Annotated in this window: 15 protein-coding genes; 9 read left to right on the top strand and 6 right to left on the bottom strand. The window is 67.4% G+C overall.

What is annotated here, in order from left to right:
* Positions 1-62: 62 nt before the first annotated feature.
* Both IBL26_RS09975 and IBL26_RS09970 read right to left on the bottom strand, forming a co-directional pair.
* Positions 63-869: a DUF72 domain-containing protein gene (locus IBL26_RS09975; RefSeq protein WP_241749224.1), complete on the bottom strand. Its 807-nt coding sequence runs from the start codon at positions 867-869 to the stop codon at positions 63-65.
* Between the two features lie 111 nt (positions 870-980).
* The gene (locus IBL26_RS09970) at positions 981-1,580 is read right to left on the bottom strand and encodes an HD domain-containing protein (RefSeq protein ID WP_187784331.1); all 600 of its coding nucleotides are present in this window, start codon (positions 1,578-1,580) and stop codon (positions 981-983) included.
* A gap of 64 nt (positions 1,581-1,644) precedes the next feature.
* Between IBL26_RS09970 and IBL26_RS09965 the strand changes: the two genes are divergently transcribed.
* On the top strand, positions 1,645-2,664 hold the full coding sequence (locus IBL26_RS09965) for an NADP-dependent oxidoreductase (protein WP_187784330.1): 1,020 nt from the start codon (positions 1,645-1,647) through the stop codon (positions 2,662-2,664).
* Between the two features lie 403 nt (positions 2,665-3,067).
* Here the strand turns inward: IBL26_RS09965 and IBL26_RS09960 are convergent, their stop codons facing one another.
* Positions 3,068-4,030 (bottom strand): hypothetical protein, encoded by a 963-nt coding sequence (locus IBL26_RS09960; RefSeq protein WP_367615405.1) that lies wholly within the window; start codon positions 4,028-4,030, stop codon positions 3,068-3,070.
* 658 nt (positions 4,031-4,688) lie between these two features.
* Here IBL26_RS09960 and IBL26_RS09955 point away from each other — a divergent pair.
* The 3 genes from IBL26_RS09955 to IBL26_RS09945 all read left to right on the top strand — a co-directional run bounded on the left by IBL26_RS09955 (position 4,689) and on the right by IBL26_RS09945 (position 9,553).
* The gene (locus IBL26_RS09955) at positions 4,689-5,891 is read left to right on the top strand and encodes an amidohydrolase (protein ID WP_187784328.1); all 1,203 of its coding nucleotides are present in this window, start codon (positions 4,689-4,691) and stop codon (positions 5,889-5,891) included.
* On the top strand, positions 5,888-7,471 hold the full coding sequence (locus IBL26_RS09950; RefSeq protein WP_187784327.1) for an ABC transporter substrate-binding protein: 1,584 nt from the start codon (positions 5,888-5,890) through the stop codon (positions 7,469-7,471). The genes IBL26_RS09955 and IBL26_RS09950 overlap by 4 nt, the downstream gene beginning before the upstream one ends.
* A 573-nt stretch (positions 7,472-8,044) precedes the next feature.
* Complete coding sequence (locus IBL26_RS09945) at positions 8,045-9,553, top strand: catalase (protein ID WP_187784326.1); 1,509 nt, start codon at positions 8,045-8,047, stop codon at positions 9,551-9,553.
* A 107-nt stretch (positions 9,554-9,660) separates the two neighbouring features.
* Here the strand turns inward: IBL26_RS09945 and IBL26_RS09940 are convergent, their stop codons facing one another.
* The gene (locus tag IBL26_RS09940; protein ID WP_187784325.1) at positions 9,661-9,906 is read right to left on the bottom strand and encodes a DUF3126 family protein; all 246 of its coding nucleotides are present in this window, start codon (positions 9,904-9,906) and stop codon (positions 9,661-9,663) included.
* 250 nt (positions 9,907-10,156) lie between these two features.
* Here IBL26_RS09940 and IBL26_RS09935 point away from each other — a divergent pair, with 250 nt between their 5' ends.
* The 5 genes from IBL26_RS09935 (at position 10,157) to IBL26_RS09915 (ending at position 14,740) form a co-directional block, all read left to right on the top strand.
* Positions 10,157-10,549, top strand: a complete 393-nt coding sequence (locus tag IBL26_RS09935; protein ID WP_187784324.1) for a response regulator — start codon at positions 10,157-10,159, stop codon at positions 10,547-10,549.
* Positions 10,550-10,653: 104 nt separating this feature from the next.
* The gene (locus IBL26_RS09930) at positions 10,654-11,403 is read left to right on the top strand and encodes a DUF7168 domain-containing protein (RefSeq protein ID WP_187784323.1); all 750 of its coding nucleotides are present in this window, start codon (positions 10,654-10,656) and stop codon (positions 11,401-11,403) included.
* Positions 11,400-11,855, top strand: a complete 456-nt coding sequence (locus IBL26_RS09925) for a SprT family zinc-dependent metalloprotease (RefSeq protein WP_187784322.1) — start codon at positions 11,400-11,402, stop codon at positions 11,853-11,855. The genes IBL26_RS09930 and IBL26_RS09925 overlap by 4 nt, the downstream gene beginning before the upstream one ends.
* 57 nt (positions 11,856-11,912) lie before the next feature.
* Positions 11,913-13,070 carry an ROK family protein gene (locus IBL26_RS09920; RefSeq protein ID WP_187784321.1) on the top strand — a complete coding sequence of 386 codons (1,158 nt, stop codon included), beginning with the start codon at positions 11,913-11,915 and terminating at the stop codon, positions 13,068-13,070.
* Between the two features lie 95 nt (positions 13,071-13,165).
* On the top strand, positions 13,166-14,740 hold the full coding sequence (locus IBL26_RS09915) for an ABC transporter substrate-binding protein (protein WP_206684184.1): 1,575 nt from the start codon (positions 13,166-13,168) through the stop codon (positions 14,738-14,740).
* Positions 14,741-14,793: 53 nt separating this feature from the next.
* Here the strand turns inward: IBL26_RS09915 and IBL26_RS09910 are convergent, their stop codons facing one another.
* Complete coding sequence (locus IBL26_RS09910) at positions 14,794-15,420, bottom strand: hypothetical protein (protein WP_187784320.1); 627 nt, start codon at positions 15,418-15,420, stop codon at positions 14,794-14,796.
* 79 nt (positions 15,421-15,499) lie between these two features.
* A partial coding sequence (locus IBL26_RS09905) for a pyridoxal-phosphate dependent enzyme (protein WP_187784319.1) occupies positions 15,500-15,918 on the bottom strand: 419 nt, incomplete at its 5' end.

Raw genomic sequence — 15,918 nt, 5'->3', positions numbered from 1 at the left:
CCATGCGCCCGGACTATAGACGGCTCCGCAACGAGGAAAAGAGCGCGCCACGGCCAGCCCACTCAGGCCATGCGGCCGATCAACGACATGGCGGCGGCCGGGTTGGCGACCTTGTTGCCGCTGATGACGTAGAGATAGACATCCCGCGCGCCCTTGGCCGGCCTGTCGGCGCTGATGGGGGCGAGGTCGTCCGGCGTGCTACCGGAAGCCCAGATGCGCGCCCGGTCCACCCATTGGTCCAGTGCCTCATCCGGGTAGCCCAGGGCCTCGCCCTCCTGCGTTCCCATCAGGCGGGCATAGACGAAGGGTGCCGTCGCATCGGGGATCAGCGGATGCTGGGAGTCCGCAGCCAGAACGATGGCGACCTTGTAGGCCCGCGCCAGGGCGATGAATTCGGGAACCTGGAAGCTCTGGTGCCGTACTTCGACGACATGCCGCAAGGCGTGCCCGTCCACCTCGGCGGGCAGCAGCTTCAGGAAGGCCTCGAAATCCACCGGGTCGAAGATCTTGGTCGTGGCGAACTGCCAGTTGATCGGGCCCAGTTTCTGCTTCAGCTCAGTCAGCCCGCCGGTGAGGAAGCGCTCGATCGACGCACCGGCCTCCGCCAATACCTTCCGGTTGGTGGCATAGCGTGGCGCCTTCAGGGAGAAGACGAAATCCTCCGGCGCGTCGTCATGCCATTTGGCGAAGCTCTCGGGCTTCTGCGCGCCATAGAAGGTGCCGTTGACCTCGATGGAGGTCAGCTGCCGGCTGGCGTAGTGCAGTTCCTGCTTCTGCGGGTGCCCCTTCGGATAGAAGGTCCCGCGCCAGGGCTCGTAGGTCCAGCCCCCCACCCCGATCCGGGTGGTTCCCGTCTTCGCTTTCGCCAAGGCCCTGCCCCCTGCCATCCGGCCGGCAGTCTAGGCGTGGCCAGGCGCTGCATCATCCCCTCATCGTATCGGTTGGTGGAAATTTGAGCGGCGGCTGGCCCTTGCCCTGGGTTATCCGGTGGTCAGACCCGTCAATTCCCGCGCCATGTTCGCCCGCGCACTGTCTTCGAGGGCCTCGCGCATGACTTCGGTCTGGAATAGCGGGGTGGTGGAGGCCAGGGCCGAGTGCAGGAAGGCGGCGCGGCCCGCACGCCACGCGGCAATCCCCACCACGGGTACGAATTCCCGTTCCACCGCAAGCGCATAGGCGTCGTATGTCGCCGGTTCGGCGCCCAAGATGGATAAATCCATGTCGAGGAATGCCGCGATATCCTCGGCCTCGTCGGTGGGAAGATCGGCGGGAACGGCGTGCCGTTCGGTGGCCAGGATCATCCGTGCCGCGCGGGCTACCACCGGGGCCGCGATGCAATGGGTAAGGGCCTGGCGCAGCAGCGCTTCGCTCTGCCGCTCGTTGTCCTTCGCGCCGGGCTGGTAGACGGCATCGTGGAACCAGATCGCCAGCTCCATGGCCTGCGGGTCATGCCAGCCAGCCCGACCTTGGCGCCATTGGGCCAGCAGCGCATCGATATGCGCCTGCCCGTGGTGGAAGCGCTGCGGCTCCTCATACCGAGCGCGGAGATCGGCTTCCAGCGCCGCCATCAACGTGAACATCACGGCCTTTCGGGGCGGTCGGGACCGCCCCATCTGCAAGACAACGTCAGAGAGGACACACTCTATGCCCAGTATCACCAGCCGCCAGATCCGCCTTGCTGCCCGCCCCGAAGGCAAGCCCGGGCCGGAGCATTTCCGCTTCGAGGATGAGGTGCTGCCCGCCCCCGCCGATGGGCAGGTGGTGCTGCAGAATCTCTACCTGTCTCTCGACCCCTATATGCGCGGCCGGATGAACGCGACGAAATCCTACTCCCCGCCGGTCGAGATCGGTGCGGTCATGGAAGGCGGCTCGGTCTCCCGCGTGCTGGAATCCAAGGACCCGGGCTTCGCGGTGGGCGACATCGTGTTGTCCCATACCGGCTGGCAGACCCACGCGGTGGCGGATGCGGCAGGGCTGCGCAAGCTGGACCCGAAGCTGGCGCCCGTCAGCACGGCGCTGGGCGTGCTCGGCATGCCGGGCTTCACTGCCTACACAGGGCTGCTGACGCTGGGCCAGCCGAAGCCGGGCGAGACCGTGGTGGTGGCGGCGGCCACCGGACCGGTGGGCTCCGCGGTCGGGCAGATCGCCCGCATCAAGGGTGCCCGCGCTGTCGGCATCGCCGGCGGTGCCAAGAAATGCGCCTTCCTGCGCGATGAACTGGGCTTCGACGCGGCCATCGACCACCGCGCGCCGGATTTCGCCGAGCAGTTGAAGGCTGCCTGCCCCGACGGCATCGATGTGTATTTCGAGAATGTCGGCGGTGCGGTGTGGGACGCTGTGTTCCCCCTGCTGAACACCTTCGCCCGCGTCCCGGTCTGCGGCCTGATCTCGCAGTATAATGGCGCCGGCGCCTCCGGCGCCGAAAGCGTGCCGGGACTGATGCGGCAGGTGCTGACCCGCAGCCTGACGATCCGCGGCTTCATCCAGCGCGAGTTCGCCGACCAGCGCCCGGCCTTCCTGCGCGACATGGCCGATTGGATCGCCAAGGGCGAGTTGCGCTACCGCGAGGATATCGTGGAAGGACTGGAGAACATGCCGCACGCCTTCGCAGGGCTGCTCGAAGGGCGGAACTTCGGCAAGCTGGTGATCAAGCTGGCGGATTAACGAACGGGGCTACGGTGGATTGAGAGGGGCGCTGCCCCTCTCAAACTCTCCCCGCCAAACCCATTCTCGGGTTGCGCTCGGATGGGCGGTCAGCGCGTCAGATTTGTATTCCAGTTTACCTGACTGAGCAGGACGAGCCTGCCGAGCGGCAACGCAGACATGATTTATTTGTCCACAGGGCAAGGGCCTGGGCTGTCAAAAGCCTGGCGGCGACCGGCTTTCAATCTGCCGCGGCCATGCAGGCGCCACTGCCAACCCTTGAAATCCTCATCCTTGAACTCGAAGAAAAAAGAAGGGGCTTGGGGAATTCAGTCCCCAACCTTCCTCTACGCACGCCGAAAACGACCCGTCCATTCCACTTTCGCCAGGCCAATCCGACCCGTCTATTCCAGTCAGGAAGCCTTCAGGCGTCACGATCGTCCGGGGCGGCGCTGAGGGCGAGGCTGCCTTGCTTGGGCAGGGCGTGCACATAGCGGTAGCGGTAGGATTTGGCGCGGCCGCTGCCGGTTTCCTCGCAGGTCCAGGATGCCAAGCCGCCGGCGTTGACCATGTCCTCGAAGGCCTGGCGGCATTCCTCGCGGAACTTCAGGCGCTGGCGTGTAGTCTCGGCCTTGTAGTCACGCCCGGCCAGCTCGGCGAGGGTCTCAACTGGCACCCAGGTGTAGTCAGGTTGGGAATCGATGAAAGGCCAGAAGGCCTTGGCGTAGTCGGAGCGCAGCTTGAAGTACGTTTCGCCGTCGATGCTGGCGAGGGTGCGGCTTTCGAACATGTCGCGCACCCATTCGCCGTAGGCCACCTTCACCCGGGAATCGAGGGTGATGCCGTCCCACTCGATGCGCCCGAGCAGGTTGTCGGAGTAGCCTGCGGCGGCGAGGCGGCCGCTCTGACTGGCGGCTTCGTACTGGGCGAAGTCGCCCTGGTAGAACCGGAAGCTGACGGAGCGCAGCTCCTCGAAGACCCGGAGCATGGTGCCGAGGTTGTTCACATGCGCGGTGCGGCCCGTAGCGGAGAGCAGCGAGCGCCAAGTGGTCTCGGTGTGGTAGTAAGGCAGGGGTCGGGCGCCGGTCTGCGGCGCCATTTCCGTCCGCTTCGCGCGCATGCGGAACAGGGCGTAGAGGGCATCGCGATGCTGCGAACCGAGTTCCCTGCCCCGCACTTCCACCACCGTGTGGGGGCGGACGACGTAGAGGCGCTGGAAGCCGCTATCGGTGATCAGCCCCTTCTTGCGGGGGGCGAAGGCCGAGGTGCGGGCAAGGCGGGCCGGCATGACGGTCGGCGCCTTGCGGCCACGCCGGTTGGCCTTGGCACGCTCGAAGCGCTCCAGGCGCTTGCGTTCGGCCTCCGTCAGTTCCTGTCCACCGCTCACTGCCACTACCACCGATTCCGACCCTTCAATTCCCATAGGGCCCGGCAACCTAGCACTTCACGGCGCGGCGTGCAGCATCAGGGAATCAACGGGTCGCTTTGGGGAGCGGACGGGTCGCTTGAGGCACATGGCGGTGGATGGTCCGGGGGAGAAGTGAATCAAAGGTTCGGTTTCGGGAGCGGAGAGGTCGGTTTAGGGAAGGAAGGGGTCGGAAGCGGGAAGGAAAGGGTCGGAACACCGCGTTAATCCATTGAAAATGAACGAAGAATTTTGGAATAGACTTTACTTAATAGACTCTAGAATCAGACACTGATTGACCGCCTCTGTGGATAAGTGTGTGCAAAACCGGCTCGGATAGCCTCTGGCAGCTTCAGAAGCGGCTTCTACGACGACCTAAAGCGACCCCACGATTCCCGAAAGGCGGCGTCCCGCGACTCCAACGCCGCCGAAAGCCGCCGAATCGGTCGGTAAGGCCGTCATACCGACCCTGCGATTCCCGCTTTTCCACCACCCGAAACGCAATTGGTCTGGCGGCAGAGAAGGCATAGAGAGAAAACGACCCGTCGATTCCCGATGCCGGCTCCAACCGCTTGCAGATTGACCCGCCCCTTCCCGGCGGTCACTGTGCGGCCGATTTCGCTGAAGGATCAGGCTTCTCATGTTGCGCCAGCCCATTCTGGACGGCATCCGGCAGTATGAGCCGGAGCTCGTCGCCATCCGCCAGGACATCCACCGCCACCCCGAGACCCGCTTCGAGGAAACCCGTACGGCGGCGCTGGTCGCCACGAAGCTGCGGGAGTGGGGCATCGAGGTGGAAGAAGGCATCGGCAAGACCGGTGTCGTCGGCACGCTGAAGGGCAAGCGCCCCGGCCAGCGCGCCGTCGGGCTGCGGGCCGACATGGACGCGCTGTTCATCGAGGAAGAGAACACCTTCGCCCATGCCTCGACCGTGCCGGGCAAGATGCATGCCTGCGGCCATGACGGGCACACCACCATGCTGCTCGGTGCCGCCCGGTACCTGGCGGAGAACCCGGATTTTGCCGGCACGGTGCATTTCATCTTCCAGCCGGCGGAGGAAGCCGGCACCGGCGCCGCGGCGATGATCGCGGACGGGCTGTTCGACCGCTTCCCGGTCGATGCCGTCTACGGCATGCACAACACGCCGGGCCTGCCAGTGGGTGAGTTCGCCACGCGGCCGGGGCCGATCCTGGCAGGCGCCGATTTCTGGGGCGTCACCTTCACCGGCACCGGCGGCCATGGCGGCGCGGCGCCACATCTGGCAACCGACGCGACCGTGGTGCTGGGGCATTTCCTGCTGGGCGTGCAGACCATCCTGCCGCGCAACCTGAAGCCCACCGAGAGCGCGGCGCTTTCCGTCGGCCATGTCAGCGGCGGAACCTACGGGTCGCCGAACGTCATGCCGTCCCGCGTCGTCGTGCGCGGCACCGCGCGCTACTTCCGGCCTGAGGCGCAGGCCATCATCAAGCAGCGCCTGCAGGGCCTGGCGACGACGCTGGCTGATGCCTATGGCTGCAAGGCGGAGCTGACCTACGAGGCGCTTTGCCCGCCGACCGTCAACGCCCCCGGCAAGGTGCCGGTGGCCGAGGCTGCGGCCGCGGCGGTGGTCGGCGCCGAAAAGCTCAGTGAGTTCCCGATGAGCACGGGTGGCGAGGATTTCGCCTTCATGCTGCAGCAGAAGCCGGGCGTGTTCATGCGCATCGGCAACGGCGTCAACGCGGATGGCAGTTTCCACAACGTCCACACGCCGCTCTACGACTTCAACGACGACATCCTGGCGCTCGGCGCGGCCTACTGGGCCAGCCTGGTGCAGCAGGAACTGGGCCTGGAAGACAACGCATGACCACCCCCTCCCAGCGCCTGCGCGCCGCCCTGCTGGGTTGCGCCCTGACGGCCCTGTCGCTGACCGCGGCGCGGGCCGAGCCGCTCTCGATGGCCGTCAGCGCCCCGCCGGCCAGCATCGACCCGCATTACTACACGCTGACGCCGAACATCATGGTCTCCCGCCATATGTTCGAGACGCTGACCGAGCGGGACGCCAATTCGCGCATGAGCCCGGGGCTCGCCGAATCCTGGCGGCTGGTGGATGAGACGACCTGGGAGTTCAAGCTCCGCCAGGGCGTCAAGTTCCACAACGGCGACGACTTCACCGCCGAGGACGTGGCCTACACCCTGCGCCGTGTGCCGACGGTGCAGAGCCCGAGCTCCTTCGCCGTCTACATCCGCTCCATCACAGGCGTGGAGGTGGTGGACGCGCACACCATCCGCCTGAAGACCCCGACCCCCTACCCGCTGCTGCCGAACGATCTGGCGCAGATCTTCATCGTGCCGCGCAGCCTCGGCGAGAATGTCGCCTCCGCCGAGTTCAACGCCGGCCGGGCGACGATCGGCACCGGGCCCTACCGCTTCGTCTCCTACGACCCGAACAACCGCGTGGAGATGACGCGCAACGACAACTACTGGGGCCCCAGGGCGCGCTGGGACCGCGTGAACTACCGCATCATCACCAATTCCGGTGCGCGGGTCGCCGCCCTGCTTTCCGGCGACGTCGCGTTGATCGACAACGTGCCGACCGCCGATGTCAGCCGCATCCGCAATGACAACCGCGTCGTCCTGGCGGAAGGCAACAGCGTCCGCCTGATCTTCCTGGGGCTGGACACCTTCCGCGACAGCGAGAGCCCCGACGTGCGCGGCCCGAACGGCGAGGTACTGGCACGCAACCCGCTGCAGGACCGCCGGGTTCGGGAGGCGCTGTCCATCGCCATCAACCGCCCCGCCATCGTGCAGCGCGTGATGGAGAACGTGGCGCTGGCGGCCAACCAGTTCATGCCGCCGGATTCCTTCGGCTTCGATCCGTCCATTCCCGCCATCGGCTTCGACCCGGAGCGGGCGAAGAAACTGCTGGCGGAGGCCGGGTATCCGAACGGCCTCAGCATCACGCTGCGCGGGCCGAACGACCGCTACATCAATGACTCGCAGATCATCCAGGTCGTGGCGCAGATGTGGTCCCGCATCGGCGTGAAGACCCAGGTGGAAGCCAGCCCGCTGGCGACGCTGATCGGCCGCCTCAGCCGCTTCGAGGCCTCGGCCTACCTGCTGGGCTGGAGCAACAGCACCGGCGAGCCCTCCACCTCCCTTCGGGCGGTGATCGGCACGCGGGATACGTCGCGCAGCATGGGCCTGGCCAATTACGGCCGCTATTCCAACCCCCGCATGGATGCCATTGCCGACGAGGCGATGCGCACGCTGGATGATACGGCGCGCGAGAAGCTGATGCAGCAGGCGATGCGGATGGGGATGGAAGACGTCGCCGTCATTCCGCTGCACACGCAGAAGAATGTCTGGGCCACGCGCCGTGGCCTGACCTACGAGCCGCGTGTGGACGAGCAGACGCTGGCGGAAAGCACCCAGCCCAGCCGCTGAAGCAGGCGGAGCGACAGGCCGGGACAGGGTTACCTTCTCCCGGCCTGATCGTCTTACGCATCTGCCTAGCGAAACGACCCCTCTATTCCAGGTTCAGATGCGGTCAGAAGCGGGTTGCCGGTGTCTTACAGGTTGAATGAAGGAGCGCCGGCGGTATTGCCCGGCTTTTTGGGCTCTGAATTCAGCGGCCAGAGAAGGCAGGGGAAAGAATTCCCCGGACCCCTTCTTTCTTGTTCGAGTTTTCTGGGCTTTCCATCCTCGCTGCATGAGGCAGGTTTTGGCGGTGGATGGGCGCGAGGTGATGCCATCCGGGTTCAGAGCTCCCGCAGTTCGGACAGCCTGCACGCCAAACTCGCAAAAAGAAGATGGGGCCCGGGGAAGGAATTCCCCGGCCTTCCTATGAACCGGCGAGAGCCTGTCCGCCAGACGTTTTTCTCGTAGCGAGCCCACCGAGAGAGCCGCCCAATCATGGCCCCTCTCGATCATTCCCGCTTAAATTTTCAATTTCACCGATAAGCTGTATCTCTACTACAGTCCTCCCGGCACTGCCCTGCCACGGAGGAGACCTCAATCATGTCAGACGAAGCCACTCGCCCGCCGCTGACCAGCACCGCGGGTGCCCCCGTCCCCGACAACCAGAACAGCATCACGGCCGGGCCGCGCGGCCCCGTGCTGCTCCAGGATTACCAGCTGGTCGAGAAGCTGGCGCACCAGAACCGGGAACGGATTCCGGAGCGGGTCGTGCATGCCAAGGGTTCTGGTGCCTATGGCACGCTGACAATCACTGGCGATATCAGCCGCTACACGCGCGCCAAGGTGTTCCAGCCAGGGACGCAGACCGAGACTCTGCTGCGCTTCTCGACAGTCGCCGGAGAGCGTGGCGCGGCGGACGCCGAACGCGACGTGCGTGGCTTCGCGCTGAAATTCTATACCGATGAAGGTAACTGGGACCTGGTGGGGAACAACACCCCCGTCTTCTTCATCCGTGACCCGATGAAGTTCCCGGATTTCATCCGCACGCAGAAGCGCCACCCGCGCACCAACATGCGCAGCCCGACGGCGATGTGGGATTTCTGGTCGCTCTCGCCGGAGAGCCTGCACCAGGTGACCATCCTGTTCAGCGACCGTGGCCTGCCGCAGGGCTACCGGCCGATGAACGGCTATGGCAGCCACACCTATTCCTTCTGGAACGACGCCGGTGAACGCTACTGGGTGAAGTTCCACTTCAAGTCGATGCAGGGCATCAAGACCTGGACGAACAAGCAGGCCAACGAGATCATCGCCGAGGACCGTGAGAGCGCCCAGCGGGACCTCTATGATGCGATCGAGCGTGGCGAGTTCCCGAAATGGCGTGTCTGCGTGCAGATCATGCCGGAGCAGGATGTCGACAAGCACTGGTACAACCCGTTCGACCTGACCAAGGTCTGGCCGCATGGCGACTATCCGCTGATCGATGTCGGCGTGCTGGAACTGAACCGGAACCCCGAGCACTATTTCGCGGAGATCGAGCAGGCGTCCTTCTCGCCCTCCAACGTCGTGCCCGGCATCAGCTATTCGCCGGACAAGGTGCTGCAGTCCCGGCTGTTCGCCTATGCCGATGCGCACCGCTATCGCGTCGGCACGCATTACGAAGCGCTGCCGGTGAACAAGCCGAAATGCCCGGTGCACACCTATCACGCGGACGGCGCCATGCGCTTCGATGCGCCGAAGGGCACCGATGCCTTCTACGAGCCCAACTCGTTCAACGGGCCGGTCGAGGTTCCGGGCACGAAGGAACCGCCGCTGCGCATCAGCGGTGACGCCGATCATTACAACCACCGGGACGGCAATGACGACTATCGCCAGCCTGGCGACCTGTTCCGCCTGATGAATCCGGAGCAGCGGCTGCAGCTGTTCGAGAACATCGCCGGCGCCATGCAGGGCGTGCCGCCCTTCATCATCGAACGGCAGCTGGAGCATTTCCGCCGCGCCGACCCGGCCTATGGTGCCGGCGTCGCGGAGGCGATCAAGCGCATCCACACCGCCCCGGCCTCGGCGCCGACCACAGCGGCGGATGTCGGCCCGGCGCACGCGGCGGACTGATCGGCAAGCGCTGCGGCAGGTTGGTGGGGTGTTCCGCCAGCCTGCCCTTCGGCCGAGTGGCTGTTGATGGAGCGCGGGCCGGGATGAAGCTTCCGGCCCGCCTCGTCTCAGCGCGTGGTGCGCTTGGCGGGGTCGCGCGGCGGTGGCGGCAGGTCTTCTTCCAGGATCGTCAGGTGGACGGAGTAGGACACCTCGCCCTCCTCGTCGTCCTGATGGATCGTGCCGATCACCTCATCCTCCACGGCGATCTCGACGGACAGGCCCTTGCGCGCCGGGGGGACGACACGAATCTTCTCCGAACCCAGGAGGCGGCGCAGATAGGTCTGAACGCGTGCGATGTCGGCGGGTGTCATGCGAGGCGGTTCTCCAAGGTAGGGCAGACGCCCTCCATGCCCCCGATGCCGCCCCGGGTCCAGTTGCACCGCAGCAATGGTGACGGCCCAAAAGGCAAACATCGCCCGAAAGACGCAACCGGGCAGCCATGCGAGAGTTTCCTTACAACGAGGCTCACTTCCGCGCGATAAGCAGGGCCTTGCGCCCCAGCTCCCGCTCGGCGTTACCATATGGAGGGTGATCCGCTCCCTCCCCTAGGATGCAGTAGCGATGATGGATACCCAGATGACCGACGGCGCCCAGCCGACCATTCTCGTGGTCGAGGATGAACACATCGTCCGGATGGTGACCGTGGCCATGCTGGAAGACATGGGCTTCCGTGCGACGGAGGCAGCGACGGCCGCCGCCGCCATCGCCCGGCTGGACCCGGCCGAGGGGCGGCTGCAGGCGGTACTGCTGGACATCAACATCCCAGGGGCGCGGGGCCGTGACATGGTGGGCGAAATCCGCGCTATCCGCCCTGGCTTACCAGTACTGATCGCCAGCGGCGCGGATACGGAAGAGCTGCGGCTGCGCTTCAATGGCCATGGCCAGGTCGATTTCCTGCCGAAGCCCTACGCGAACGCCGAACTGCGCGAGGCTCTGGGCCGACTGGGCCTCTAAGCCACGGCGCCCGCGGCCGCTGGCGTAGCGGACCGGCTTTGTCCGGCTCCGCCGCCGGCTTATGATGCCGCCCTGTTCCCGATTGTCATTCCTGGCTGGATACGATGCCTGACCCGTTTGCCGCGCCGCCGCGGCAGGACACTGAGCTTGACCGCGTGAAGGCCCGCATCCGCGCTATGGCCGAGCGCACGGTCTCGAACGGCTGTACCGAGGCGGAGGCGATGGCGGCGGCCGAGATGGTCGGCCGCCTGCTGGAACGCTACGCCCTGACCATGGAGGAGATCGACCTCCGGGAGAGTCAGTGCGTCCAGGTGGAGATCCCCCTGCCCGGCCGCCAGCGGCGCCCGGTCGATGGCTGCGTGCCGGCGATCGCCCGGTTCTGCGACTGCAAGGTCTGGCTGGCGCGGGACGAGGCGGGGTCCCGCTACATCTTCTTTGGCTTTGATACGGATACGGTGCTGGCCGGCTGGCTGTTCCAGGTGATCTCCCGCGCCATGGCGGTGGAACTGGACGCCTTCCGCCAGCGCTCGCCCCAACTGCGTGGGGTCAGGTTGCGGCAGGCGTCCACCAGCTTCCAGCAAGGCATGGCGGCGCGGTTGGCGGAGCGGCTGGAGACGATGCATGCGGCCCGCGAGGCCGGCGTCGCCGCGCAGCGCCAGGCGGGCACGGCGCTGTTTCTCGTGAAACATCGTGTGGTGGACGACGCCTTTCGTGAGACCGGGACGCGCCTGGTCTCCGGCGGCCGCCGCCAGTTGCGGCAGGACGGCGCCTTCCGCCAGGGCGAGGCAGCGGGTGAGCGGGTCAATCTGAACCGCCCGGTGACGGGCGATGGTGGGGGCGGCCGGCTGACATGAGCCGCCGGCCGGCTGACCGGCAGCGGGCCCGCGTCTATGCCTGGGAAGACCGGCATGTCGCCCCGCATGGCGGCGATCTGCTGCCCTTCACGGCGATGCAGCCGATGGTGAATGCCATCTGGGCCGAGCTGGGCCTGCGCTACCCGCCAGCCGTCGAGCCCCTGCCCCGCCAGGCGCGCCGCCTGCAGGCCGATGCCAACCGGCTACGCCTGCGCGTGCCGGAGCAACTGCCCAGCTGGGTGCTGCTGCATGAGTTGGCACACGCCCTCAGCAGCACGCATGACGGTGCTTCGGACGGCCATGGGCCCTGCTTCATGGGCCTGTATCTGCAGTTGCTGGAGCGCTACCTGCGGTTGCCGATGGCGCAACTGGCCCCTTCGCTGGCTGAGGCCGGCATCACCTGGGACCCGGCGGCCAAGCCTGTCTTCCTGGATGCCGCGCCTGCCCGTTGACGGCCTGGCGCCAATGGTGCCAGCATTCTTACACTGTGTAAGAAAGAACCGGGGGACATGGACCATTCGCCGCGCAGCCGCCGGCAGACGCGCGCCGCGCTGATGGCGCGGCTGCTGGCCCATGGCAACGCGCCCGGCCTCTACCGCCCCCGGCTGGCGGCCGAGGCGCGGCTGACCGAGGCCAGCGTCTCCCGCATCATCGCCGAGCTGAAGGCAGAGGGGCTGGTGGCGGAGCCACGTTGCCCGGCCCCCTATGCGGGTGGCCCGACCTCCATGGTGACCTTCAGCCAGGACCTGCATTTCGCCGCCATCGAGATTGCTAGTGACCGGCTGACCATCGGCGGCGGCGGCATCGCCTCCCCGGCTTTCGTCGAGCGGCGGCCTCTGCCGCGGGAACCTGGCGCATTGGCGGCGGCACTGGCGTCCGCCGTGCGGGACCTGGCTGCCGCTGCCAGCCAGCATGGCGTTCACCCGCGGCAGATCGGCGTCTCCCTGCCAGGGTATCGCGGCGATGCGCGGCCCAACCCGATCCTGCCGCTCGACCCGCTGGCACTGCGGCGGCTTCTGGCGGAGCATTATCCTGGCGTGCCGGTCGCCATCGCCAATGCGGTGGTGGCACAGGCGGCGGCGCAGTTGCACCGGCCGGCGGGCTGGCAGGGCCCGGGGCGGCAGTTATTCGTCTATCTGGCCCACGGCGTGGCTGGGGCCTGGATCGACCCGGCGGAGCCGCCTGCCGCTATCCGGGCCTTGGAACTCGGCCATGTGGTGCTGGACGCGAAAGGGCCGCTTTGCCGCTGCGGCCACCGGGGCTGCCTGGAGGCCCGCGCTTCCACCGCTGCCCTGGCGCAGCGTCTGGACGTACCGGAGGCCGCCTTGATCGAGGCGGGGGACGGCTGGGCGGGCCGCTTCCCCCTCGGCGCCCTGGCGCGGCAGGCGGTGCAAGACATGCTGGGTGGGCTCGGCCTCGTGCTGGGCAATGCGCTCAACCTGCTGCCGGCCGAGCGCGTGGTAATCTGCGGCTGGCCGGCCTCCTTGCCGCCGGAGGACCGCGCGGCAGTGGGCGCGGGGATGGACCGCAGCCTGTTCGGCGGCCTGGCGCAGGCCGGGATCACGTTGGAATTCCTGCCGCCCGACCTGGGCAGTGAGCCACGCGGCGCGCTGGCCTGGGCCGCCCATTGCTTCGTCGAGGCCGGTGGCCTCGCCACGGGGGCCTGACACGCCCCGGATGTTTGCCTGACCGTCCGTGCCACCACGGCGGCCACCCTGATGCCTGAGCAGCGGACATAGACCCGCGCCGTGAGGAGACGACCATGAGTGTGATGAAGAAGCCGGCCTGGCTGGCGGCGGCGTTGCTCGCCACCCTGGCCCTGCCGCTGGGCCGCGTGGCGACCGCCGAGACGGTGCTGCGCGTCAAGCCCTCCGGCGATGTCCGGACGCTGGACCCACTGCTGGGCAGCGATTCCATGGCGCGCAATTTCGGCTACATGATCTACGACACGTTGCTGGCCGTGGATGCCGACCTCGCCATCCGCCCGCAGATGGCGGAGAGCTGGACCCGCAGCGAGGACGGCAAGGTCTGGACTTTCACGCTGCGGCCGGGGCTGATGTTCAGCGATGGCACGGCGGTCACGGCCGAGGATGTGGCGGCGTCCCTGAAGCGCTGGGCGCAGAATGATGGCATGGGCCAGCAGTTGCTGGCGCGCGGCGCGGTGTTCGAGGCAGCGAATGCCCGCACCTTCCGCCTGACGCTCAACCAGCCCTGGGGACTGGTGCTGGAGGCGCTGGGCAAGCCGGGGGCGCCGGTGCCGTTCATCATGCCGGCGCGCGTCGCCGCGACGCCGCCCGGGCAGGCGGTGACGGACCAGACCGGCTCCGGCCCCTTCATGTTCCGGGCCGAGGAATGGCGGGCGGGCGACCGGCTGGTCTTCATTCGCAACCCGCATTACCAGCCGCGCGCGGAACCGGCGAGTGGCCTGGCCGGCGGCAAGGTGGCGCGGGTGGACCGGGTGGAATGGCGCATCATGCCGGACCAGCAGACCGCTATCGACGCGCTGCGGAAAGGCGAGATCGACATCGCCGAGGATATACCCGCCGACCTGCTGCCGCTGCTGGCGCGGGACCGCAACGTCACCGTGGCGCGGCAGGACGAGGTGGGCGTGGCGCAGCAGATCCGCCTGAACAACACGCAGCCGCCCTTCAATAATCCGCTGCTGCGGCAAGCCTTGTTGGTGGCGGTGAACGGCCAGCAATTCCTGGACGCGGTGATGAGCGACCCCTCCCAGGGCCGGGTGTGCCAGAGCTTCTACATCTGCTCCTCCCCCCTCTACACCACTGCCGGCTGGCCGGCGCCGGACCTGGAGCGGGCGCGGGAACTGGTGCGCCGCAGCGGCTATGACGGCACGCCTGCGGTGCTGCTGGATGCCGCGGAGAACAGCAACATCCACGCCTTCACCGTGGTGGCGGATGCGCTGCTGCGCTCCATCGGCATCAAGACCGACGTGCAGGCGATGGACTGGGCGACGGTAGTGGCACGCCGGCAGAGCCGGGAGCCGGTTTCCCGCAACGGCTGGTCCATCTTCATCTCCGGCCCCGGCGGGCTGGATATGATGGAACCTCTGAGCCATCTCGGCCTGCGTTCCAATTGCGAGCGTGCCTGGTTCGGCTGGCCGTGCGACGAGCGGTTGGAAGCATTGCGGGCGCGCTTCGCTGACACGGCGGATCTGGAAGGCCGCAAGGTCATCGCTGCCGAGATCCAGGCGCGGGCGCTGGAGACGGTGCCCTACGTGCCGATCGGCGTGCAGTACCAGTTGCGGGCGCATCGGGCGGAACTGACCGGGGTGATCAACCCGCCGGCACCAGTCTACTGGAACATCGGCCGCCGCTGAGCGCCGAAGGCCACCGTGGCCGGGGAGGCGTCACCCTGGCCACAGGTTCCGCCTCAGCCACCCATGCCTGGCAGGCGCAGCCCACGAAGTCCCTCCGGCAGAGTGATCTGCGGTGCGCCGGCTGGCAGGCGGAAGCGGGTGGGGTCCTGCGGCCCGTAGGCGACGCGGGTGGCTTCCAGGATTTCGCGGCGCCCGGTCTGTTGCAGGCGCAGCAGCACGCCATCCGCCGTCAGGCAGGCGACGCCGCTTTTTCCATCGTTCCGGTCCAGCCGCCAGTCGGTGCAGCCCTGCCCGGCAATGGTGCGGCGGCCCTGGCGGGTGATGCGCCCCTGCGATTCCGGGTTCTGCATCAGCATGGCCACCTCCGGCGAGTCCGGCAGCCGCATCACCAGCCCCTGCGGCATGACCATGGAGGCCCGGCGCGTCCGTTCCTCCACCAGCACCCAGCCAGGGGCCGAGGCATTGTCCACCCGCAGTAGCCGTTGGCTGGACAGCCAGGAGGCGTTGATGTCGCCCTGGATCTTGTCGCTGCCCTGCAGCTGGAACGTGACGGCGACGTCGCGCGTCGGCAGCAGGTTCGGGCGGGGCTGTGCCTGGTTCGTGGTCTGCGCGGCAAGGTTCGCGGCTGACGCGGCCAGCAATGTGGTGGCGAGCAGGGCCGTGGCGAGGCGCTGTTTCATCGGGCTTCTCCGCGCGGTGTGCCTGAAGCAGATGGGGTCGCGGCGCCCTGGCCGCACCCCCTGCCCTGCCGCGCGCCTGTCACAACCCGTGGAAGAGATCCGTCGAGAGGTATCGTTCGGCGAAGGATGCGGCGATGCCGATGATGAGCTTGCCGTGGTGCTCGGGCTGGGTGGCGAGGTCGAGCATGGTGTGCAGGACGGCGCCGGAGGAGATGCCGATGGGCAGGCCCTCGGTGCGGGCGCAGAGGCGGGCCGCGGCGTAGGCCTCGCGCTCGGTGACGCGGCGCAGCAGGTCGATCCGCTCCATCTCCAGCACCTTCGGCTTGAAGCCGGCGCCGATACCCTGGATTTCGTGCGGGCCGGGATCGTCGCCGGAGAGCACGGCGGATTCGGCCGGCTCGACGCCGACGATGGTCAGGCCGTCGCGGCGCGGCTTCAGGGCGCGGGCGATGCCGGTGAGCGTGCCGCCGGTGCCGAGGCCGGCGACGACGATATCGA

It is taken from the genome of Teichococcus aerophilus, from assembly GCF_014490485.1.
Classification (GTDB): domain Bacteria; phylum Pseudomonadota; class Alphaproteobacteria; order Acetobacterales; family Acetobacteraceae; genus Pseudoroseomonas; species Pseudoroseomonas aerophila.
The sequence above is the reverse complement of the archived record's forward strand: the minus strand, read 5'-3'. Positions and strand labels throughout refer to the sequence as shown.